Below are 20,868 nucleotides of genomic sequence, written 5' to 3' on the forward strand. Positions count from 1 at the left end.
GGATCAGGCGTCGGGATCGCCGGCCAGCACCACGTCGCGATACTTGAGGGCCGCCGCCGCCGGCATGCCGGACCAGCCTTGCAGCAGCGAGCCCCGTCCCCAGGGCGGGGCGAAGTATTCGACCGCCCCCATCCACCCCTGTTCGAGGCATGTCTCCCACCAGCGCAGCATCGGATAGCGCCAGCCCGGCAGGCCGCGGCGCAGGCGCTCCTCGGCGTACATGCCTGACAGCCAGGGCCAGTCCGATCCGTTGTGATAGCGATAGGCGAAGGCCGACTTCGAGCGGGTGTCGGCCTTGTGCTTGTAGGGCGGGAAGCAGCACATCACGCCCCAGTCGCCGTAGGTCTGGACCGCGTTGTGTCGGCTTTCCAGGCGCGCGCGCACGGCTTCCAGCACCTGCTCGGCGCGGTCCGGGGGCACCGCGTCGTGGCGCAGCAGGGTCAGGCTATCGAGCGTGAGGTGGTCCTCCAGGCTCGGCTCGACCTCCTCCAGCCCCGCGGGGGCGTGATAGTCGGCGTACCAGCCGGCCTCGCCCCACAGCGCCGCATCGACGGAGACGCGGGTCTGCTCGGCCAGCACGCGCGCCTGCTCCGACAGCTCGGGATCGATCCGCCGTCCCAATCGCGCGATCACATCCAGCGCCCCGACCCAAAGGCCGAGATCATAGGCGACGAACCCGCCGCGGTAGACGTTGTCGGCCCAATCCCGGTCATGGCGCGGCTTGACCGGGAGGCCTTGCTCGCTGAACCCGCGGTAGCGCTCGAAGATCGCCTTGATCAGCGGCCAGTGGCGCTCGGCCGGGCCGTCGTCGTCGCAGGTCCGCTCGTAGTCGCCGATCGCCAGCACGAAGAACAAGGGCGAGTCGAAGTGGTCGCTCCACCAGTCGTTCGAGCGCGTGTGAATCCAATCCAGGCCGAACACCGTGGTGCGCAGCTCTTCCCAGGCCTTGGCCTGTTCGGGCCCGGAGACGATGACGCCGCTGGGCGCTTCGCCGTCGGGCTGCACGCCGGAGGCCAGCATCTCGATCTGCTCGTGGACCATGGCCGGCGCCGCCTTCAACAGCAGCTGCAGGGTCCAGTAGCCGTCGCGGTAGTAGGTACGGGCCGGGGCCGAATAGTGCAGCCCCGCCGCCAGGCCGTCGAAACGGCCACGCTCGTCGCGCCGGATGCTGGAGAGCGCCGCATGCGTCCCCTGCATGACCATGCTGCGCAGCATGGGATCGGCCTCGGGCAACTGGTCGCAATGGTCGGCGTAGGCCCGCGCCTCGGCGACGATGGTGTCGACCGAGAAGTGCAGCGCGCGCTCGGCCTCGGCGATGTCGGTCCCGGCGGCGATCACCAGGTCCTCGCCGCGCTGTTCGATCAGCACATTGGCCCACGGCAGGTCGACGCGGCGGCGGCTCTTCTCGCGGCGCACGCCGGCCTTGGGATGGTGGATGCGGTCCCAGGACGCGCAGCGCCGCGCCGGCGTGAAGCCGCGATAGGTCGCGCCGCGGATCACCATGACCGGCGCTTCCTGGGCCACGAAGATCCCGCCGCCGGGCGCGGTCAGCAGGTTGGGACCGTGCACATAGGGACCGGGCAACGGCGTGAATCGAATCCGGCCCAGATCGCCCTCGCCCCACAGCGCCAGGTCTCCGAAGCCCTCGGCCGACAGCTCGCCCTGCAGGCGCGGGGCCATGACCGGCAGCAACACCGGCGTCGTGCTATCGACCAGGCCGTCGGCGCGAGGGGTCAGGATCGGCATCGGCGGCTCCCGCTGCTGGCCATGGCGCAGGCCCTTGGGAAAGAACGCGGAAGCGCGCAGTTAGCTCGCACGCACCGCCGTAATCAGGCCCTTCAGGTTCGCCCCGGAGAAGATCTCGATCCAGTAGCCGTCCGGATCCTTGATGAAGGCGATGCCCTTCATGGCACCGTCGTTCGGACGCTTGACGAACTCGACGCCCAGTTCCTCGAAGCGGACGCAGGCGGCGTCGACGTCGGGCACCGAGACCCCGATGTGGCCGAAACCGCGCGGCTCGCTGTTGCCGTTGTGATAGGCGAAGTCGGCATCGTCCTCGGTGCCCCAGTTGTGGGTGAACTCCAGCAGGGCTGGCTGCTCGAACACCCACTTCACGCGCTCGGCCGGATCGCTGGGAATTTCCCCGCCCGGATAGCCCATGAAGTAGAGCGAGAACTTGCCGGCCTCGAAGTCGTAGCGGTCGACCAAGGTCATGCCGAGGACGTCGCGGTAGAACGGCACCGTCCTGGCCGGATCCTTCACCCGCAGCATGGTCTGGTTCAGCACGAAGCCGTCGGTGGCGGTCATCTCAGGTGTCCTTCATGCCGTGAGCCCGGGCCGCGGCGGCCAGCTCTTCACGCATGACGCTCCTTAGCCGCTGCGGGGCGATGATTTCCACCTTGTCGCCCCAGGTGAACAGGTGCCAGGCCAGTTCGCGCATGCCGCCGGCGGTGAAGCGCACGATCACCGAACCACCGTCCTGCGGTTCGATCGCCTGGGTCGGGTGGAAACGCCAGCCCATCGCCTCCTCGGCGCCGTGCGGCAAGATCCGCAGCACCACCTCCTCGACCTCGTCCTGGTAGATGCCGAAGCTGCGGTTCATGAACGCCTGCAGCGAGAAGCCCGCAGGTCGCGAACCCGCGGCCTCGGAGACCTCGATGTCGCGGATGCGGTCGAGACGCCAGGTGCGCGGCTCGGGCGAATCCCCTTCACCGCCGACCAGATAGTTGGAGCGGCCGAACAGCAGGCCGAAGGGCGTGATCTCACGCACCCGGCCCGGCGATGACCCGCCCTCGTAGCGAAGCCGCAGGCGGCGCAGCGAGATGATCGCCTCGCGCACCGCGCCCAGCACCTGCTCGTCCTCGAACGGGCGCGGGCCGGCGTGAACGGCCATGGTCTCGGCTTCCAGCAGCGCCTCGAGGTCGGGGGCGAGCTTGCGGCGGGCGCCGGCCCGGATCGCCGACAGCACCTTCTGCTCCAGCGACAGCAGCGCGCCGGCCCGGGCCCGGGCCCCGGCGGCCTTGAACTGTTCGGCGGCGGCGCGCAGCGCCGCGAACTCATCGGCGCTGGGGGCCTGGAAGATGCCGTCCAGGCCGGCCGGGATGCGGAACCGGCGCGTGGGCGGATCGTCGACCTCTTCCATTTGCGGAAACGCCTCGCGCACCGCATCGCGCATCCGCTCGGCCGTGCGGCGGCCGACGTCGAGGCGCTCGGCCATTTCGTCGAGAGTCAGGCCTTCGGCGGACGAGGCCAGCATCCGTGCCAATTCGAGCAGGCGGGCGGCCTTCTCATGACGCATGAGAACTTTTCCAGAACAACACTACGTCCGATTCTGACGCATCGGCACTTTAACAAGAACCTGCCGAGAGGAAAGGACTTCCCCATGCCCAGCGCCGCCCGAGTGACCCCGTTCCGCCGCTCTTACGCCGACCCGATGTTCCTGTTCGCCGCCCGCCGCCCGATGGCGCCGGCGAGCGCGCAGATGATCGACGAGGTCATCACCCACGCCGACGTCGCCGTGCGGATGTCCGGCCAGCGCCTGAAGCTGCGCCTGTCGGGCGGCATGATCGAGCAGCTGCAGGCCCAGGGCAAGCTGGGCGAAGACGCCTGGCGGCTCGCCGACCTGACGGTGATCTGGGACGAGGCCGAAGGTCAGGTCCACACCGTCCGTGACGACGCCCGCCTGCGCGACGCCGCTGACAGCTGGGCCGACTGGGACGCCCTGTTCGACGAGGAGAGCTTTCGCCCGGTGAGCGCTGCGGCCTAGCCCCAGCGCTTGCTGATCGTCTTCACGGTCTCCTCGAATTCGGCGACCGTCTCGGCGATGACTTGAGCCACCGGCTTGACCGCGTCGATGCGGCCGGCGACCTGGCCGGTCAGCGGGATCGACTTTTCGAGGTCGCCGCCGAAGTACATCTCCTTGGCGTGGGCGAACTCGGCCATCACGCCCTCGCCGCCTTCGCGCTCGTAGGTTCCGGTCTTCTCGGTGCGCAGCGCGCGCAGCGCCGGACCGGGCCCGAAGCGGTTGAGGAACACCGTGTCGGTCTCCTTGGCGCCAACGATGGCGTCCTTCCAGTTCTGGTGCACCGGGCTCTCGGCGGCCGAGACCATGCGGGTGCCCATCTGGACGCCCTCGGCGCCGAGCGCGAAGGCCGCGGCCATCGATCGGCCGTCGGTGATGCCGCCGGCGGCGATCACCGGCACGTTCACCTTCGAGCAGACCAGCGGCAGCAGCACCATCGTCGAGACGTCGCGGGCGTTCTTGAACCCGCCGCCCTCGCCGCCCTCGACCACCAGCCCGTCGACGCCCGCCTCGATCGCCTTGAGCGCCGCGCCCAGCGAAGGCACCACGTGGAAGACCGTCAGGCCGGCTTCCTTCAAGGCCGAGCAGTACTTGTTGGGATCGCCGGCCGAGGTGGTGACGAACTTCACGCCCTGGTCGACCACGAAGGAGACGATGTCCGGGTCGCGCACGAAGGCCTGGGCGATGTTCACCCCGAACGGCTTGTCGGTCAGGTCGCGCATCTTGCGGACTTCCTCGCGGACGGCGTCGAGCTCTCCGGACGAGGTTTCGATGATCCCGAGGCCGCCGGCGTTGGACACCGCCGAGGCCAGCTGGCTGCGGGCGATCCAGCCCATCGGCGCCTGCACGATGGGATACTCGATCCCGAGCATCTCGGTGATCCGGGTCTTGATCATGAGCGCCTCCCAAACGCTTGTTTGAAGCATTGGGCCGCCAGCGCCCGGCGGCGTCAAGCGCCCGGCCGCGGGGAAATCGGCCTCTGCGCAAAATGCATGTTGCGAGTCATTCTCAGTAGCAATACGGTCGGGGAAGTCCAAGGAGCCTACCCCATGCCCCAGCACGCTCACCGGCCGGACGACCACGCCCGCCTCTGCGACCTGTCCCATGGCGAGCACATGTTGCTATGGGCGTTCCGCGCCGCGGCCTTCGGGGCCGGCGACTGCCAGCTGGTGCGCCGCCAGTTCGAGGAGAGCTGCGGCCCGCTGGGGATCGAGGCGCTGACGGCCCTGACCGTGTTCGTCCGTGAGCTGGGCGTTTCCGGGCGACGCAAGATCACACTGGCGGCGCCCGGCTCCTATCGCCTGACCCGCGACGAGCAGTCGGTGCTGGCGCTGTTCGCCGCCGCCCAAGCCGAAGACTACGCCCGCCTCGACGCCCACCTGGCCTGGCTGCTGGCCGACGCCCCGCGCGCGCCGTTCCCGGCCGCGGCCTGCCTGGTCGCCCAGGCCCTGTCGATGAGCGGCTACATCCTGCGGCTGCCAACCATCGAGGCCGCCCGCCCGCCCGAGGCCGCGGACAGCGAAACCGACAACGTGCTGGCCTTCCGCCGGCGCGCGTCCTGATGGCGCGCGTCGACCATCTGGTCTGGGCCGCGCCGGACCTCGAGCGCGCGATCGGCGAACTGCAGGCGCGCACCGGCGTCCAGGCCAGCCCCGGCGGAGCCCATCCCGGCGCCGGCACCCGCAACGCCGTGCTCGGCCTCGGCGCCGGCAGCTATCTCGAGATCCTGGCCCCTGACCCGGCCCAGGCGACGCAGCCGGGCGCCGCCTCGCAACTGGCGACGCTGGCGGCCCCGACCCTGCACACCTTCGCGGTCGCCACCGACCGGCTCGACCGTGTGGCGGTGAAGCTGGAGCAGGCCGGTCTGCCGCACGCCGGCATCATTCCGATGTCGCGCCGGCTGCCGACCGGGCGGCTGGTCCGCTGGCGGCTGCTGATCCCGGCCGGCCACGCCTATGGCCCGCTGGCGCCGTTCTTCATCGACTGGGGCGACAGCCCGCACCCTTCGGAGGAAGCCGACCAGGGCTGCCGCCTGACGGGCCTCACCCTGCGCCACCCGGAGGCCTGGAGCCTCGGTCCGCTGCTGGAGCGGCTGGACGTCGAGGCGAAGGTCGAGGCCGGTCCGGCCGAGATCAGCGCCGAACTCGACACGCCGCGCGGCAAGGTGCGCCTGTCGTCGCGCGATCACGTCCCCGGCTGACAGACCTTGTCGCGATAGAGCGCCCACTCCTCGCAGACCTTGCCGTCGGGCAGCCGGCACATGCCGTACTGGCCTCCCGGCCCCTCGCGGATCTCGCTGACGCCGCCCAAGGTTCCGCAGTGGACCGACGCCGGATTGGCCATGCCCACGGCTCGGGCCGGCGGCGCGTCGGCCTGTCCTGGCGCGCAGGCGCCGAGCGCCGACAAGGCGAAGATCGCCAGAGGCTTCCACATAGCCACGTCTCCTTTTCGCCAACCTAGGTCGTCCGCAATCAGAAGGCGACGGGCGCACGGCCTGATGTCTTCAAACCACTCCCGCGCAGTGAGAGAACATCGACATCCGAAATGCACGCCCCGCAAACCGAAGGAGGGCCAGGTGCAAGTCGATCAATCCAAACTCGAAGCGTTCCAGGGCAAGATGCTCGGCGACATGGGCGCGGCCATCTCGGCGGCCCTGGTCATCCTCGGCGACCAGCTGGGGCTCTACAAGGCGATGGCCCAGAGCGGGCCGACCACTTCGCTGAAGCTCGCCTCCCAGACGGGCACCACCGAGCGCTACGTGCGTGAATGGCTGGCCGCCCAGGCGGCCTCCGGCTACGTCGAGTACGACCCCGTGAAGTCCGAGTTCTTCCTCACGCCCGAGCAGGCGATGGTGTTCGCCGACGAGGGCGGCCCGGCGTTCATGGCCGGCGGCTTTGAAGTGCTGGCGGCGATGTTCCGCGACGAGCCGAAGGTCGAGGCCGTGTTCAAGAACGGCAAAGGCCTGGGCTGGCACGAGCACGACGTCTGCCTGTTCCGCGGCACCGAGCGCTTCTTCCGGCCCGGCTACAACGCCCACCTGACCACCGAGTGGATCCCGGCGATGGATGGCATGGAGGGCAAGCTGAAGGCCGGCGCGCGGGTGGCCGATGTCGGCTGCGGGCACGGCGCGTCGACGGTGCTGATGGCCAAGACCTATCCCAACTCGAAGTTCTACGGGTTCGACTATCACGGCCCGTCGATCGAGCGGGCGCGGGAGGCGGCCAAGGAGGCCGGGGTCGCCGACCGGGTGACGTTCGAGGTCGCCAGCGCCAAGACCTTCAACGGCGGCGCCTACGACATGATCGCCATCTTCGACGCCCTGCACGACATGGGCGATCCCGTCGGCGCGGCCAAGCACATCCGCGAGAGCCTGGCTCCCGACGGCAGCTGGCTGCTGGTCGAGCCGTTCGCCAATGACGACCTGGCCGACAACCTCAATCCGTTCGGGCGGATCTTCTATTCGGCCTCGACGATGATCTGCACGCCAGCTTCGCTCAGCCAGGAAGTCGGCATGGGGCTGGGCGCCCAGGCCGGCGAGAAGCGGCTGCGGCAAGTGGCGGAGGACGCCGGCTTCACCCACTTCAAGCGCGCGACCGAGACCCCGTTCAACCTGGTGTTCGACGTGCGGCCCTAGAACGGGAAGAACACCGGGATCGCGATCATCGCCGCGACCCAGGTGACCAGATTGAGCGGCAGGCCGACACGGACGAAGTCCATGTAGCTGTAACCGCCCATCTGGAAGACCAGGACGTTGGTCTGATAGCCGAACGGCGTGGCGAAGGCGGCGCTGGCCGCCATCATCACGGCCACCAGAAACGGCCGCGGATCGACGCCCAGGCTCTCGGCCAAGGCCACCGCGATCGGGGTGATCAAGACGGCGACGGCGGCGTTCGAGAGAAACTCGGTGGCGATCAGGGTCACGCCATAGAGGATGATCAGCGCCGCCAGCGGGCCGAACGGACGGATGAAGCCAATCAGGAACTCGCTGCCCGCGGCGGCCAGGCCCGTGACCTCGATCGAGAGACCGACCACCACCATGCCGGCGATCAGCAGCAGCACGTCGGGGCGCAGGCCGGCATAGGCCTCCTCGGGGCTGATGACCCGCAGCAGGATCAGCGCCACCGCCCCTGCGAAGGCGGCCGCGGAGATCGGCGCGGCCCCAAAGGCCGCGGCGGCCACCACCGCCACGAAGATCGCCAGGGAGGTCAGCGCCTTGCCCAGTTGCAGCGGCCGGTCGGCGGCGCTGAACAGCGCCACGTCGCCGAGCACCGCGTCCCCGGCGCCGCCCTCGTGGCCGCGCGCCTCGCCCAAGGGAATGGGCGCGGCCGTGCTGGGGATCACCGCATCGCTCTTGGGCAGCAGGCGCACCCCGAACAGATAGAGGTACAACGCCCCGGCCCCGGCGACGCAGAGGCCCACAGGGGTGATCTCGAACAGGCCGAAGGTCGGCTGGCCGGCGTTGCGGGCCATGTCGTTGACCAGCAGGTTGGTCGAGGTGCCGATCAGGGTCAGCAGGCCGCCCATCACCGTCACGTAGCTGAGCGGCATCAGGAAGCGCTTGGGCGACAGGCCGATCGACGTGGCGACGTCGCGGATCACCGGCGCGGCCAGCACCACGATCGGCGTGTTGTTGAGGAAGCCGCCGACCGTGCCGCAGAAGGCGATGACCAGCCACAGGCCCTTCTCGCCTGCCCGTGCGCACAGCTTGGTCGCCTGGCGGATCATCAGGCCGAGCAGGCCCGAGAGCTCGATGGCGTAGGCGATCACGAACAGCGAGGCGAGCGCGATGACCGCCGGGCTGGCGAAGGCGCCCTGCACCTCGACCGGCCGGATGACCCCGAGCAACAGCAGCGCCGCGGCTGCCGACAGGGCAGCCACATCCGACCGCAGCCGTCCGTGGATCAGCACGCCGACGACGCCGACAAGGACCACGAGGGCGGCGATCTGATCGAAGTTCATCGGTGAGGGGGCGCCTTCCGTGACGTTCACGCCAAGGTTCTTGGAACGTGAGGGCGGTCACATGCTAGCGTTGCGCCCATGCCTCCCGCAGATGTGAACTCAGCGCGCCGGAGAAGGGCGCGCCTCGGCGCCATCGTCCTGCCTGCCCTGCTGCTGCTGGCCTGTGGTCCGAAAGAGACCGCGCCGCCGCCGGCCCCGCCGAAGATCGAGCCGCCGCCGCCCGAGGCGCCGAAGATCATCGCCCCGCCCCCGGCCCTCGGCCGCGCCGACCTCCTGGCCGCCGCCGCGACAGCCGCATCGGCCTACGCCGCGGGCGTCGCCGCAGAAGGGGCCGATCCGTTGGCCGGGCGCAGCTTCACGATCCGCACGCCGTTCGGCTGCACGCCGCAGGCCAAGCCGGCGCCGGGCCTGGCCGGCCGCACGCTGCGCGCCAAGGGACGGGCGGCCGAGCTCAGCCTGACGCCGGCCGACTGGACCGACTCGCCGCTGGTCGCCGCCGCGGTCGAGGCCAAGGTCTGGGATGCCGTCGAGGGCTACTGGATCGACCGGCCCTGGCTGCAGTCGGACCTCTGCCCGCCCGGCTCAGCGCCTGTGGCCGATGGAGAAGACGCCGAGGCCGCGGCGGCCCCGAGCCCGCAGACGCTCGGCCTGGCGGCGGTGTTCGAACCCGAGGGCTCGCGCTTCGGCCGCCGCAACGGCCGAGCCTACAGCTTCACCGTCCGCGGCGAGGGCGAGACGCCGCCGCCGGCGCCGGCCAAGGGCTACCGCCTGGTGCTCGAGGGCCGCTTCGCCGCCTTCCCGGATGGCCGCAGCATCCATTGCCGCGCCGAGACGCCGGACCGGCGTCCGCTCTGCATCGCCGCCGCCCAGCTCGATCGGGTGGCGTTCGAAGACGCCGACACGGGCGGCGTGATCAGCGAGTGGCGCAAGGACTGAGAGCGTCCTAGATTTCAGTCCAACCCGCCAGGAGACCGACGATGACCGAAGCGACCGACCTGCCTGAAGTGGTCCGAACCGACAAGCGCTTCGAAATCCGCGTCGGCGAGAACGTGGCCTTCGCCGAGTACAAGGTGCGCGGCGACAGCGTGATCTTCCCGCACACCGTGGTGCCCGAGGCCTTCGCCGGCCAGGGCGTCGGCAAGCGCCTGGTCGAGGCGGGACTGCAGTTCGCACGCGACGAAAAGCTTTGGGTGCGGCCGCACTGCCCGTTCTTCAACGCCTATATGAAGAAGCGTCCTGAACTGCACGCCATGGTCCATCCGGACGAGCGGCCGGGCATGACCGCGTGAGCGAAGTCGTCCGCACGCCGAGCCGGTTCGAGATCGCGCTGGATGGCGGCGAGGTCGCCTTCGCCGACTACCGCATCGTCGGCGACAGCATCGTCTTTCCGCACACCGTGACGCCCAAGGCTTTCGAGGGGCAGGGCCTGGCCTCGAAACTCGCCCAGGCGGCGCTGTCCTATGCCCGCGAGCAGGGCCTGAAGGTCCGGCCGCACTGCGGCTTCTTCCGGGCCTACATCGCCAAGCGGACGGAGCTGCACGAGCTCGTCCATCCCGACGAGCGGGCGGCTCTGACGGCCTAGGGCTGCGGGTCCAGTTCCTCGGCCGCCGCCGCGAGGTCGCTCGTCGCCTCGCCCTTCATCAGCGCCTGCGCCATGCGCGCCGCCCCGCCTCCATGCGGATTGTTGGCGACGATGGACAGCACCGCCATCGCGTCGGCCTTGCGGCCTACGGCCAACAGCGCCTCGCCGGCCATGAGAGAGGCGAGATCGACCGTCGGCGCCATGGCCCGCACGGTGAGCAAGGCGTTGACGTCGTTGGCGTTGGGATAGGCCGGGTCGACCGTGCGCGAGAGCGCATAGGCAAGCAGGATGCGATAGTCGTCTTTGTTCAGGTCGTAGGCTTTGACGAGGTACGGCCGGGCCGCCTTGTAGCGGGCCTCGCGCTGCGCGTCGTCCCGATTACCCGCCCGCAACTGGCCCTGGCCGGCCACCAGCAGCGCCTCCACGTCCTTCGGGTCCTGCTGGAGTCGCCGCGCGACGATCGCCTCGCCCGCGGACACGTCGCCATAGGTGAACTCGGCCCGCGCCAGGGACAGCTCGGCCATCCGATCGCCGGGCCATTGCGCGGCGCGCTTGCGAATGTCGGCCAGCGCTTCGGCGTCCGACGGGTCAGGAACCGTGCCGGTCATCCGCAGGTCGTAGAGCAGGAAGTCGTCGGCCGATGGCGGAAGCTTACTGACGACGATCGCCGGCGGATTGGGCAGAGGGTTGCTGATCGCGAACATCGGCAGCTTCTTGTACAGTCGCACGCTTCGGCCGATGTCGGCGAGCGGACGGCCCGTCGCCTGCTCCAGCGCCTTCACAGGGTGCTCGCCGGCGGCGATGGCCCGCGTCGCCTTCGTCAGTTGGGCGGATCGCTCGGGATCGCTGCGCATGTAGTGCATCAGCAGCCAGGACTGGGCGTAGTACACATTGCTGTCCTGCTTCGGCACCTCCCACGTCGCCTTGGTCACGACCGTCTCCCACGGCAGCCAATTGGCGGCGAACAGCGTGTAGAGATTGCCCGGATTGTAGCGGCCGAGTTCGGCGCGCTTGGGCGAGACGTCGACCGTGCTGAAGTACTCGGCCCATCCCTCGACGAACCATCCGGGGTACGCCGCCGGGAAGTTCTCGAGCATGAAGGCGTGGGCGTACTCGTGGAACAGCAGGTCGTCGCGCGCGAGCGGGGGCTGGGAATCGTCGGCCAGCGCGAAGACGCCTCCCTCGCGGGCCGTGTAGAACCCGCCCACGTTATTGGCCATCTTGGGGGAGACCCGCCGGATTTCCGGCGTTCCGCGGACGAGGTAGACCTCCAGCTTCCGCGCTTGGGTCGTCGGGGTCTCGGGATTCACCAATCGCAGGACCGCGTCATAGACGCTGAGCCGCATGGCCAGGTCACGAACCTTGTCTTCCTTGCCCTGCCCATAGACGACGAATCGTTCGGTCTCGGCCTTGACCCAGGCGGCGTTTGCAGCGGCGGGCCAAAGCAGTGCCGCGGCGGCGATCGCGCTCAAGCCGGAACGGATGGTCCTGATCCTCATGCTCCCCCCGGGCATTTGGTTGCAGGGCTGCTTGTAACGCGCGCGAAGCGTGTGTCGAGAATCTAGTAGCGCCAGCCCACCGGATGCGCCGTCGTGTTCCCCTCGAGATCCAGCATCACCTCGTCGACATAGCACCAGCCCCAGCCGTCCGGCGGGTCATAGGTCTCCATGATCGGATGGCCGGTGGCCTTGAAGTGCTTGGTGGCGTGGGTGTTGGGGCTGTCGTCGCAGCAGCCGACATGGCCGCATTCGCGGCAGAGCCGCAGGTGGACCCAGCCGGAGCCGATCTTCAGACATTCCTCGCAACCGTCCGCAGACGGAACGACGATCTTCAAGTGCGCGCCATGGGTGCAGGTCATGGGGTCAGCCACTCCGCCAGGTTCTTGAAGTACCGCTCCGCCGACCTGCGGCCGCGCGGGTCGGCGATGATGCGGTCGGTCGGCGTCTCGCTGACAAAGCTCGGGCAGCCGCAGCGAGGATCCAGATTGTAGTCGCAGAAGTGATGGAAGGTGGACTGCGCCACCGCCCGGCCGCCCTGCCCCTCGAAGGCTACGATCAGGTTGAAGACCGCGCCGCTCACCTCGCTGACCCCCACGGCGATCACCTGGGCGCCGGGGGCGTCGGCCGGCGCGCTGACCGCGCCCTCGTGCGGGTGAGCCGGCAGGAACGGGACCTCGGCCAGCAACGGATGCCCCTCGACCCGTGGCCCGACCGCCTGGAAGTCGCCGTTGGATCCGGAGTGATAGTTCGGCCAGTCGATGTAGCTGGTCGCCTGGTCGTCGCGACAGCAGCGGGCCGGATCGGTCTCCGGGTTGATCGTGTGGAAATGATGCGCCCGACCAACCTCGCCGAGCGAACGCACCGAGCTGCCCAGGTCCTGGTGGTCGCGGGTGACCAGCACGCCGCCGCCGCGCGCGTGGAACGCCCGGATCGCGGCGCTCTCTTCCTCGCTGAGGCCGTCGCCGACATCGACGGCGAACAGCCACAGCTGGTCGAAGTCGCTGGTCGCCAGGCCGTTCAGCACCGGATCCGGGCCCGGCTCATGGTCGCGCGCCGTGACCGCGTGGCCGAGACTGCGCAGATGATCTGCCAATAGCGAGAAGCGGCCGACATGCCAGTCGTCGGGCGTCGTCGCGATCGTGGTCTGGATCAGGATATTGGCCATGCCAGGGACGCTAGCGGCTCGGCGTGTGGGCGCAACCCGTGTCCGGACCCTAGGCCGCCAGCCCCTGCATCCGCGCCGCGATTCTGCGCACCCGCTCCGGTCCCCCAAGCAGCTGACGATTCAGGCCGATGCGCTTGAACCAGTAGTGGAGGCCGAGCAGGTCGGTGATGCCCATTCCGCCGTGCACCTCGGTGGCGGTGCGGGCGATGAAGCGGCCGATCTCGGAGGTGTGCGCCTTGGCGTGGGCGGCGGTTAGCCCCGCTTCGGCCGGCGCGTCGTCGAAAGCGTAGGCTGCGTACCAGACCAGCGAGCGACTGGGCTCCAGCTCGGCCGCCATCTCGGCGCAGAGGTGCTTCACCGCCTGGAACGAGCCGATCACCCGGCCGAACTGGCGACGTTCCTTGGCGTAGGCCACGGCCTTTTCGATCATGACCTCGGCCGCACCGAGGGTGTCGGCGGCCAGCAGGGTCCAGGCCGCGTCGCGCACCGCGTCCAAGGTGTGGGCGGCCAGCGGCTCTGCCGCGACGCCCTCGAAGGCCAGCTCGCCCAGGCGGCGGGTCAGGTCGATGCTGGTCACGTCCGAACGCGACAGTCCCGCCGCATCGCCCGCCACCAGGTGCAGGCCGCCCGCGGTGTCGGCCACCAGGAACAGGTCGGCGGCCAGGGCGTCGGTGACGAACAGCGCCCCGCCGCTCAGCCGTCCGCCCGCCGCGGTGACGCCCATGCCGTCGCGCGCGCCGGCCACGGCCTCGGATATGGCCAGTCCGACGACGACCTCGCCCGAGGCGACCTTCGGCAACCAGCGGGCCTGCTGCTCGGCGCTGCCGCCGCGCACCAACGCCACCGAGGCCGCGACCGAACCCAGGAACGGCGTCGGCGCGACGGCTCTGCCCAGCGCCTCCGCCGCGAGGGCGGCGTCGAGCAGGCCAAGGCCCAGTCCGCCGTGCTCTTCGGGCACGACGACGCCGGGCAGCCCGAAGTCGGCCAAAGCGGCCCAGACGTCGCCGGCGATCGGCTGGCGGTCGGCGGCGAACTTGCGCACGCGCTCCAGCGGCGCGGCGGCCTCCAGCGTGCGCAGCAGGCTTTCCTGCATCAGCCTCTGGTCGGCGGTGATCGAGAAATCCATGTCAGGCGCTCGCGAGCTTGGGTTCGCGCGGCATGCCAAGACCGCGTTCGGAGATGATGTTCTTCTGGATCTGGGCGGTGCCGCCGCCGATGATCAGCCCGAGGTCGAACATGTAGTTCCACTGCCACGAGCCCTTGACCCGCAGGTGGGGCCCGTCCTCGTAGAGCACGCCAAGCTCGCCCAGCGCGTCGATCGCCAGGGCGGCGATCTGGTGGTTCAGTTCGCAGCCCTGCAGTTTGACCACTAGGCCGGCCATGCCGCTGGACTCGCCGTTGACGGAAGCGGTCAGGTTGCGCAGGCCATTGAATTTCATGGTCAGCACCCGGGCCTGCAGCTGCATGGCCCGATCGCAGAACACCGGGTCGTCGATCAACCGCCGGCCATCGACGGTCTCGGACTTCATCAGTTCGATCAGATTGTGCAGCCGCGCCTCGGTGGCGTTGGGATCGCCGAGCATGCCGCGCTCGTGCTTGAGCGTGGCGTTGGCGACGAACCAGCCGCGGCCGCGGCCGCCGACCACCGCGCTCTTGGGCACGCGCACGTCGGTGAAGAACACCTCGTTGAACTCGGCGGAGCCGGTCATGGTCTTCAGCGGCCGCACCTCGATCCCCGGCGTGGTCATCGGGAACAGCAGGTACGAGATGCCGTCGTGCTTGGGCGCGTCCGGCTCGGTCCGCACCAGGCAGAAGATCATGTCCGCCTGGGCCGCGGTGCTGGTCCAGATCTTCGAGCCCGAGATCACGAAGTCGTCGCCAACCTCGACCGCCTTGGTCTGGAGAGACGCCAGATCCGATCCCGCGCCCGGCTCCGAATAGCCCTGACACCAGACGACCTCACCGCGCAGGGTCGGTCCGATCCAGCGTTGCTTCTGCTCCTCCGACCCCACCTCCAGCAGGGTCGGGACCAACATCGAGATACCCTGGTTGGCGAAGCCGCGCGGGGCGCCGGCGCGGGTGAACTCCTCGGCGATGATCCGCGACTTCAGCACGTCGGGCGCGGCGCCGTAGCCGCCATAGGCCTGGGGAACGGTTCGCGCCGCATAGCCGTGGTCGATCAGCAGCCGCTGCCATTCCAGCGCGGCCTCGCGCGGTCGCGGGACGTCCCCGACGTAACGGTCGCGGTGTTTCGTCAGGAAACTGCGAACCTCGTCGCGGAAACCTTCCATTTCGGGCGTGAATCTGAGGTCCATCGGCGTCCTCCCAGGGCGTCGTCGCCTCTAGGCGAGCACCCCCGACCGCGCCCTGCAAGTATGACCCAACGGAAGCCGAACGCCTTGCGGCGCATGGGGTCAAATCTCAAATTGAACTTCCGTACAATATGAGACAAGCGTCACTATATTACCTAAGACTGTAGTGTTGGCACCGACGCACCCCCAGGTTTCAGCACTCGCTCGGGTCGCAATCACCCTGTGGCGGCTTGTCGCACCCATTCGCGCAAACCACGGCAAACGCTGGAAAAAGGCGCCTTCATAACGGTTGCAGTAACCATTTCTTCAGCCGGGACGACCTAGCGGTAGGACAGGCGATGGAGGGTGATGGAGTCCGCTCCCCCCAACGTCGCCAAAGTATTCGTAGGAGAATAGTGCACGTTCGCAGGCGACCGACTTTCGTATAGTTGAGAACATTGTTCTCCAAGTGCAGAAGCAATAAGGTCGCTTCGGCATTTTCTTGTATCTGGTACGGAAGAAAAGCCTGGGGCGCGCTCGCCTCGCATCGCGCTCGCCGCGCTGCGGTCTGAACCCTGGGGACGGCCTCGTGTTTTTCGACAATCTGAAGATCTCCCGCAAGCTGGCCCTGGGCTTTGCTGCGGTGGTGCTGACCATGGCCGGCATGGGCGGCGCGATGATGGTCAACCTGCGCACGCTCGACCACGCCCGCGCGGAGATCAAGGAAAGCCGCGAGGTCCTCTCGGCTCTCGATGAAGCCAAGTTCTTCATGACCCGGCAGGAAAACAGCTATCGCGGCTATCTGTTGTCGAAGAACGACTACTATGTCGAGCGCGTGAACAAGCATCGGGCGAACTTCAAGAAGCGCCTGGACGCCGCGCGCGCCGGCCTCACCGACACGCCCGAACTGGCCGCCAAGATCGACACCGCCGCGGCCTCGGCCGATCGCTGGTACGCCGAAATCTTCGAAGCCGGCGTCAAGCTCGCCGCCGACCCCGCCACCCTGCCCCAGGCCATCGCCATGGTCGGCCCGGACGGCGCCGCCGATTCAGTGATCGCCCCGGCCGAAGACGCCATGGACACCGTGCAGGCGGCGATGAACGAAGAAATGGCCCGGCTGCAGGAGCAGCAGGTCAAGGCCTCGGCAACCGCGACCCTCAGCCTCGCCATCGGCCTGAGCCTGGCGGTGCTGATCGCCGTCGGCCTCGGCTGGCTTCTGAGCAAGATGATCGCCTCGCCGGTCACCGCCATGACCGCCGCCATGCGCCGCCTGGCGCAGGGCGACTTCACCGCCATCGTCCCGGCCATGGACCGCAAGGACGAGGTCGGCCAAATGGCCCAGGCCGTGGCGGTGTTTAAGGAAGCCGGCATCGAGAAGCTGCGCCTGGAAGGCCAGACCGCCGAGCAGCGCGCCGCAGCCGAAGCCGAGCGCCGCGCCCGCGAAGAGGAAAAGGCCCGCAAGGCCGAGGAAGACGCCGTCGCCATCGGCTCGCTGGCCGAGGCGCTGGGCAAGCTGGCCCACGGCGACCTGACCCATCGCATCACCGCCCGCTTCGCCCCCGACGCCGAGCAACTGAAGACCGACTTCAACGCCGCCATGGGCCAGTTGCAGGACGCCATGAAGGTGGTCATCGCCAACGTCCAGGGCATCAAGAGCGGCGCCGGCGAGATCAGCATCGCCGCCGACGACCTGTCGCGCCGCACCGAGCAGCAGGCCGCCAGCCTGGAAGAGACCGCCGCCGCGCTCGACGAGATCACCGCCACGGTCAACAAGACCGCCAGCGGCGCCAAGACCTGCAGCGACGTGGTGCTGGGCGCGCGCGGCGACGCCCAGAAGAGCGGCGAAGTGGTGCGGCAAGCCGTCGCGGCGATGAGTGAAATCGAACAATCGGCGCAACAGATCAGCCAGATCATCGGCGTGATCGACGAGATCGCTTTCCAGACCAACCTGCTGGCGCTGAACGCCGGGGTCGAAGCCGCCCGCGCCGGGGAAGCCGGCCGCGGCTTCGCGGTCGTCGCCTCGGAAGTGCGGGCCCTGGCCCAGCGCTCGGCCGAAGCAGCCAAGGAAATCAAGGCCTTGATCGGCGCCTCGAGCCAGCAGGTCGGTCAGGGCGTGCATCTGGTCGGCGAAACCGGCGAGGCTCTGCAGCGCATCGTCAGCCGCGTCGCCGAAATCGACGAGCTGGTCTCCGAGATCGCCGCCAGCGCCCAGGAGCAGGCCGTCGGTCTGCAACAGGTCAACACCGCCGTTAACCAAATGGATCAGGTCACGCAGCAGAATGCGGCCATGGTCGAGGAATCGACGGCGGCGAGCCATGCCCTGGCGGGCGAGGCCGAAACCCTCTCCGGGTCCGTCGCGCGGTTCAACATCGGCCAGGTGCAGGCCGCTCCGGCCGGACGTCGTCCGGCCGCCGCCAGCCCGCAGATGCGACGGTCGAGCCGTGACGGTTCGGCGCTCCGTAGGCCGGAGCCCGAGACCGACGGTTGGGAAGAATTCTAGGGCGCCGCACAACGCGGGCCCTTGGGGGGAGTGAAGATGACGACGTCGACGGCGCCCGCCGTGGTCAGCCTGCAGCCGATCCTGGACCTGCAGGCGGCCGAGCCGCTGCGGGCCGAACTGATGGCCCTGCGCGGCCGTCCCCTGAGCCTTGACGCCTCGCAGGTCACCCGCCTGGGCGGGCTCTGCCTGCAAGTTTTGATGTCGGCGCGCAAAATCTGGGCCGAGGACGGTCTTAGCTTAACTGTGGATCAACCGTCTTCGGGCTTCTCAGAGCAATTGGCTGCATTCGGCGCGCCCGAGCTGCAATTCGAGTCCTAGGGGGATCCTCGTGAGCAAAACCGTCCTGACGATCGACGATAGCCGCACCATGCGGGAAATGCTGAACCACGCCCTGGTTCAGGCTGGATACACCGTGATCCAGGCCGTGGACGGCGTGGAGGGCCTGGAGGTCCTGCAGGCCAACGGCGCCGACGTCGTCATCACCGACATCAACATGCCTCGCCTCGACGGCTTTGGCGTGATCGAGGGCGTGCGCGCCAATCCCGATCACCGCGCCACGCCGATCCTGGTCCTGACCACGGAAAGCGACGCGGCCAAGAAGGAGCGGGCCCGCGCGGCCGGCGCCACGGGCTGGATCGTGAAGCCCTTCAATCCCGTCAAGCTGGTCGAAGCCGTCCGCCGGGTCGCCGCTTAAATCTTCCCACCCAACCGGAGCGTTCCGTTGGATCCGTTCGAGAGCATCAAGCAGACCTTCTTCCAGGAGTGCGACGAGCTCCTGACCGACGCCGAGCAGGGTCTGCTGGCCATGGAGGCCGGCGACGCGGACAGCGAGACCATCAACGCGGTGTTCCGGGCGGTGCACTCCGTCAAGGGCGGCGCCGGGGCCTTCGGTCTGGAAGACCTGATCCGCTTCGCCCACGTCTTCGAGACGGTGATGGACGAGCTGCGCTCGGAGAAGATGGAGCTGACCGACGAGGTCGCCAAAACTCTGCTGCGCGCGTTCGACGTTCTGGCCGACCATGTGGCGGCCGCCCGCGACGGGACGATCGTCGACGAGGCCCGCTCGGCGGGCATGCTCTCCGAGCTCAAGTCGCTGATCGGCGAGGACGGCTTGGCCGATGACGGCGACCTCGGCGGCGACGAGGACTTCGGCTTCGTGCCGATGGCCGTGTCGATCGACGACGACGCCGCTCCGGCCATGGACTTCGATCTGCCGCCGCCGGTGGCGCTGGAGCCGGAACCCGTGGTCGCCGCGGGCGGCGCCTGGGTCATCGAGTTCGCGCCGAAGACCGAGATGTACGCCAAGGCCAACGAGGCCGGGCTGCTGCTGCGCGAACTGGCCCGGCTGGGCGAGACGCAGGTGACGCTGGACGACAGCGACCTCCCGCCGCTGGATCAGATCGCGGCCGAGAGCGCCTATCTGCGCTGGACGATCCGCCTGACCACCGAGCAGGACGAAGCCTCGATCCGCGAAGTGTTCGAGTTCGTCGAGGACGACTGCGTCCTCTCGATCGTCCGCGAGGGCGGCGACGAACCCGCGCCCAAGGCCGACGTGCCGATGAGCGACGACGAGCTGGCGAAGGCCAGCGCCGAAGCGCCCCTCGATCTGGCCGCCCTGCTCGCCCGCGTGTCCGGCGAGGCGCCGGCCGCTGCGATCGAGCCCGAATTTGTCGCCGAACCGGCGCCTGAGCCGGCCGCCGACATGGACGTCGCCGCGCTGATCGCCCGCGCCCAGGCCGAAACCACCGCTCCCGCTGCGCCGGCTCCGGCCGCGCCTGCCCCGGCAGCGCCCGCACCTGCGCCCTCGCCCGCGCCTGCCGCCGCGAAGGCCGCCGCCCCCGCCAACGCATCGGCCGCGCCGGCCCAGGCGACGATCCGCGTCGACCTGGACCGCGTCGACCGCCTGATCAACGCCGTCGGCGAACTGGTCATCCAGCAGGCCATGCTGTCCCAGCGCGTGTTGGAGAGCGGCCTGGCCCGCTCGTCGAACGTGGTGCTCGGCCTCGAGGATCTCGAACTGCTGACCCGGGAAATCCAGGACAGCGTCATGGCCATCCGCGCCCAGCCGGTGAAGAGCGTGTTCCAGCGCATGCCGCGCCTGGTCCGCGAAGTCGCCGACATGGTCGGCAAGCGCGTGCGCCTGGTCATGGAAGGCGAAGGCACCGAGGTCGACAAGACCGTCATCGAGCGCCTGACCGACCCGATCACCCACATGCTGCGCAACGCCATCGACCACGGGCTGGAAACGCCCGAAGGCCGGGCCGAAGCCGGCAAGCCGGCCGAAGGCGTCGTCAACATGCGCGCCCTGCACCGCGGCGGCCGCATCGTCATCGAGATCCAGGACGACGGCCGCGGCATCAACCGTCAGCGCGTCCGCGGCATCGCCATCGACAAGGGCCTGATCGCCGAGGATGCGGTGCTGTCGGACGAAGAGACCGACAACCTGATCTTCCTGCCCGGTTTCTCGACCGCCGAGACCATCTCCGACATCTCCGGCCGCGGCGTCGGCATGGACGTGGTGCGGCGCTCGATCCAGGGCCTGGGCGGCCGCATCTCGATCTCGTCCGAGCCCGGCAAGGGCTCGAAGTTCACGATGTCGCTGCCGCTGACCCTGGCGGTGCTGGACGGCATGGTGGTGACCGCCGCCGAGCAGACGCTGGTCGCGCCGCTGTCGGCCATCGTCGAGAGCCTGACCCCGCGCCCCGAGGACGTGCACTATGTCGGCGGCAAGGACGCGGTGATCCGCATTCGCGACACCTTCGTGCCGCTGATCGACGTCGGCGTGTCGCTGGGCTTCCGCGACGGTCCGATGGAAGCCGGCCAAGGCGTGGCGATCCTGGTCGAAAGCGAGGGCGGCGGTAAGGCGGCTCTGCTGGTCGACGCCATCCAGGGCCAGCGCCAGGTGGTGATCAAGAGCCTGGAAGCCAACTACCAGCAGATCGACGGCATCGCCGCGGCGACCATCCTGGGCGACGGCCGCGTCGCCCTGATCCTCGACGTCGACGCCCTGGTGACCACTCAGCACCGGCGCAAGCCGGCGCCGCGTAGCGAAAAGCGAATGGCCGGATGA

Annotated in this window: 22 protein-coding genes; 11 read left to right on the forward strand and 11 right to left on the reverse strand. The window is 69.1% G+C overall.

Annotated features, from left to right (window positions below; translation table 11 throughout):
• Window positions 1-3 precede the first annotated feature (3 nt).
• From AC1Q87_RS07815 to AC1Q87_RS07825, 3 genes are read right to left on the reverse strand one after another with little or no spacing between them, the layout of a single operon-like run.
• Window positions 4-1,746: an amylo-alpha-1,6-glucosidase gene (locus AC1Q87_RS07815; protein ID WP_492608413.1), complete on the reverse strand. Its 1,743-nt coding sequence runs from the start codon at window positions 1,744-1,746 to the stop codon at window positions 4-6.
• A gap of 60 nt (window positions 1,747-1,806) precedes the next feature.
• Complete coding sequence (gene gloA, locus AC1Q87_RS07820; protein WP_492608414.1) at window positions 1,807-2,307, reverse strand: lactoylglutathione lyase; 501 nt, start codon at window positions 2,305-2,307, stop codon at window positions 1,807-1,809.
• Window position 2,308: 1 nt separating this feature from the next.
• Entirely contained in the window at window positions 2,309-3,298 is a 990-nt protein-coding gene (locus AC1Q87_RS07825; protein WP_492608415.1) for a helix-turn-helix transcriptional regulator, read from the reverse strand.
• An 84-nt stretch (window positions 3,299-3,382) separates the two neighbouring features.
• Between AC1Q87_RS07825 and AC1Q87_RS07830 the strand changes: the two genes are divergently transcribed.
• On the forward strand, window positions 3,383-3,766 hold the full coding sequence (locus AC1Q87_RS07830) for a hypothetical protein (RefSeq protein WP_492608416.1): 384 nt from the start codon (window positions 3,383-3,385) through the stop codon (window positions 3,764-3,766).
• Here the strand turns inward: AC1Q87_RS07830 and AC1Q87_RS07835 are convergent.
• A complete protein-coding gene (locus AC1Q87_RS07835) occupies window positions 3,763-4,698 on the reverse strand; it encodes an NAD(P)H-dependent flavin oxidoreductase (RefSeq protein WP_492608417.1) in 936 nt (311 codons plus the stop codon). The genes AC1Q87_RS07830 and AC1Q87_RS07835 overlap by 4 nt on opposite strands.
• A gap of 153 nt (window positions 4,699-4,851) precedes the next feature.
• On the opposite strand from AC1Q87_RS07835, the gene AC1Q87_RS07840 reads away from it, so the two are divergent.
• Window positions 4,852-5,364: a hypothetical protein gene (locus tag AC1Q87_RS07840; protein ID WP_492608418.1), complete on the forward strand. Its 513-nt coding sequence runs from the start codon at window positions 4,852-4,854 to the stop codon at window positions 5,362-5,364.
• Complete coding sequence (locus AC1Q87_RS07845) at window positions 5,364-6,002, forward strand: VOC family protein (RefSeq protein WP_492608419.1); 639 nt, start codon at window positions 5,364-5,366, stop codon at window positions 6,000-6,002. Before AC1Q87_RS07840 ends, AC1Q87_RS07845 begins: the two co-directional genes overlap by 1 nt.
• On the opposite strand, the gene AC1Q87_RS07850 is transcribed toward AC1Q87_RS07845, so the two are convergent.
• Window positions 5,987-6,235 (reverse strand): putative hemolysin, encoded by a 249-nt coding sequence (locus tag AC1Q87_RS07850; RefSeq protein WP_492608420.1) that lies wholly within the window; start codon window positions 6,233-6,235, stop codon window positions 5,987-5,989. The two genes, AC1Q87_RS07845 and AC1Q87_RS07850, sit on opposite strands and share 16 nt — an antisense overlap.
• Before the next feature lie 142 nt (window positions 6,236-6,377).
• Here AC1Q87_RS07850 and AC1Q87_RS07855 point away from each other — a divergent pair, with 142 nt between their 5' ends.
• Window positions 6,378-7,436, forward strand: a complete 1,059-nt coding sequence (locus AC1Q87_RS07855) for a class I SAM-dependent methyltransferase (protein ID WP_492608421.1) — start codon at window positions 6,378-6,380, stop codon at window positions 7,434-7,436.
• Here AC1Q87_RS07855 and AC1Q87_RS07860 read toward each other — a convergent pair.
• The gene (locus AC1Q87_RS07860; protein WP_492608422.1) at window positions 7,433-8,791 is read right to left on the reverse strand and encodes an SLC13 family permease; all 1,359 of its coding nucleotides are present in this window, start codon (window positions 8,789-8,791) and stop codon (window positions 7,433-7,435) included. The two genes, AC1Q87_RS07855 and AC1Q87_RS07860, sit on opposite strands and share 4 nt — an antisense overlap.
• A 48-nt stretch (window positions 8,792-8,839) precedes the next feature.
• Here AC1Q87_RS07860 and AC1Q87_RS07865 point away from each other — a divergent pair, with 48 nt between their 5' ends.
• From AC1Q87_RS07865 to AC1Q87_RS07875, 3 genes are read left to right on the forward strand one after another with little or no spacing between them, the layout of a single operon-like run.
• Window positions 8,840-9,697, forward strand: a complete 858-nt coding sequence (locus AC1Q87_RS07865; RefSeq protein ID WP_492608423.1) for a hypothetical protein — start codon at window positions 8,840-8,842, stop codon at window positions 9,695-9,697.
• 41 nt (window positions 9,698-9,738) lie between these two features.
• A complete protein-coding gene (locus tag AC1Q87_RS07870) occupies window positions 9,739-10,050 on the forward strand; it encodes a GNAT family N-acetyltransferase (RefSeq protein ID WP_492608424.1) in 312 nt (103 codons plus the stop codon).
• Window positions 10,047-10,343 (forward strand): GNAT family N-acetyltransferase, encoded by a 297-nt coding sequence (locus AC1Q87_RS07875; protein WP_492608425.1) that lies wholly within the window; start codon window positions 10,047-10,049, stop codon window positions 10,341-10,343. Before AC1Q87_RS07870 ends, AC1Q87_RS07875 begins: the two co-directional genes overlap by 4 nt.
• Here the strand turns inward: AC1Q87_RS07875 and AC1Q87_RS07880 are convergent.
• From AC1Q87_RS07880 to AC1Q87_RS07900, 5 genes are all read right to left on the reverse strand, one after another.
• A complete protein-coding gene (locus AC1Q87_RS07880; protein ID WP_492608426.1) occupies window positions 10,340-11,842 on the reverse strand; it encodes a hypothetical protein in 1,503 nt (500 codons plus the stop codon). The genes AC1Q87_RS07875 and AC1Q87_RS07880 overlap by 4 nt on opposite strands.
• Window positions 11,843-11,904: 62 nt before the next feature.
• Window positions 11,905-12,201 carry a UBP-type zinc finger domain-containing protein gene (locus tag AC1Q87_RS07885; RefSeq protein WP_492608427.1) on the reverse strand — a complete coding sequence of 99 codons (297 nt, stop codon included), beginning with the start codon at window positions 12,199-12,201 and terminating at the stop codon, window positions 11,905-11,907.
• Window positions 12,198-13,007 carry a hypothetical protein gene (locus AC1Q87_RS07890; protein WP_492608428.1) on the reverse strand — a complete coding sequence of 270 codons (810 nt, stop codon included), beginning with the start codon at window positions 13,005-13,007 and terminating at the stop codon, window positions 12,198-12,200. The genes AC1Q87_RS07885 and AC1Q87_RS07890 overlap by 4 nt, the downstream gene beginning before the upstream one ends.
• 49 nt (window positions 13,008-13,056) lie before the next feature.
• Window positions 13,057-14,133, reverse strand: a complete 1,077-nt coding sequence (locus tag AC1Q87_RS07895) for an acyl-CoA dehydrogenase family protein (RefSeq protein ID WP_492608429.1) — start codon at window positions 14,131-14,133, stop codon at window positions 13,057-13,059.
• Between the two features lies 1 nt (window position 14,134).
• Window positions 14,135-15,322 (reverse strand): acyl-CoA dehydrogenase family protein, encoded by a 1,188-nt coding sequence (locus tag AC1Q87_RS07900; protein ID WP_492608430.1) that lies wholly within the window; start codon window positions 15,320-15,322, stop codon window positions 14,135-14,137.
• Between the two features lie 565 nt (window positions 15,323-15,887).
• On the opposite strand from AC1Q87_RS07900, the gene AC1Q87_RS07905 reads away from it, so the two are divergent.
• From AC1Q87_RS07905 to AC1Q87_RS07920, 4 genes are read left to right on the forward strand one after another with little or no spacing between them, the layout of a single operon-like run.
• Window positions 15,888-17,798: a methyl-accepting chemotaxis protein gene (locus AC1Q87_RS07905; RefSeq protein ID WP_492608431.1), complete on the forward strand. Its 1,911-nt coding sequence runs from the start codon at window positions 15,888-15,890 to the stop codon at window positions 17,796-17,798.
• Between the two features lie 36 nt (window positions 17,799-17,834).
• Window positions 17,835-18,116, forward strand: a complete 282-nt coding sequence (locus tag AC1Q87_RS07910; protein WP_183771692.1) for an STAS domain-containing protein — start codon at window positions 17,835-17,837, stop codon at window positions 18,114-18,116.
• A 10-nt stretch (window positions 18,117-18,126) separates the two neighbouring features.
• A complete protein-coding gene (locus AC1Q87_RS07915; protein ID WP_056017186.1) occupies window positions 18,127-18,492 on the forward strand; it encodes a response regulator in 366 nt (121 codons plus the stop codon).
• A gap of 27 nt (window positions 18,493-18,519) precedes the next feature.
• Window positions 18,520-20,868 carry a chemotaxis protein CheA gene (locus AC1Q87_RS07920; protein WP_492608432.1) on the forward strand — a complete coding sequence of 783 codons (2,349 nt, stop codon included), beginning with the start codon at window positions 18,520-18,522 and terminating at the stop codon, window positions 20,866-20,868.

Source organism: Phenylobacterium sp. GW823-FHT02A09, assembly GCF_058797775.1.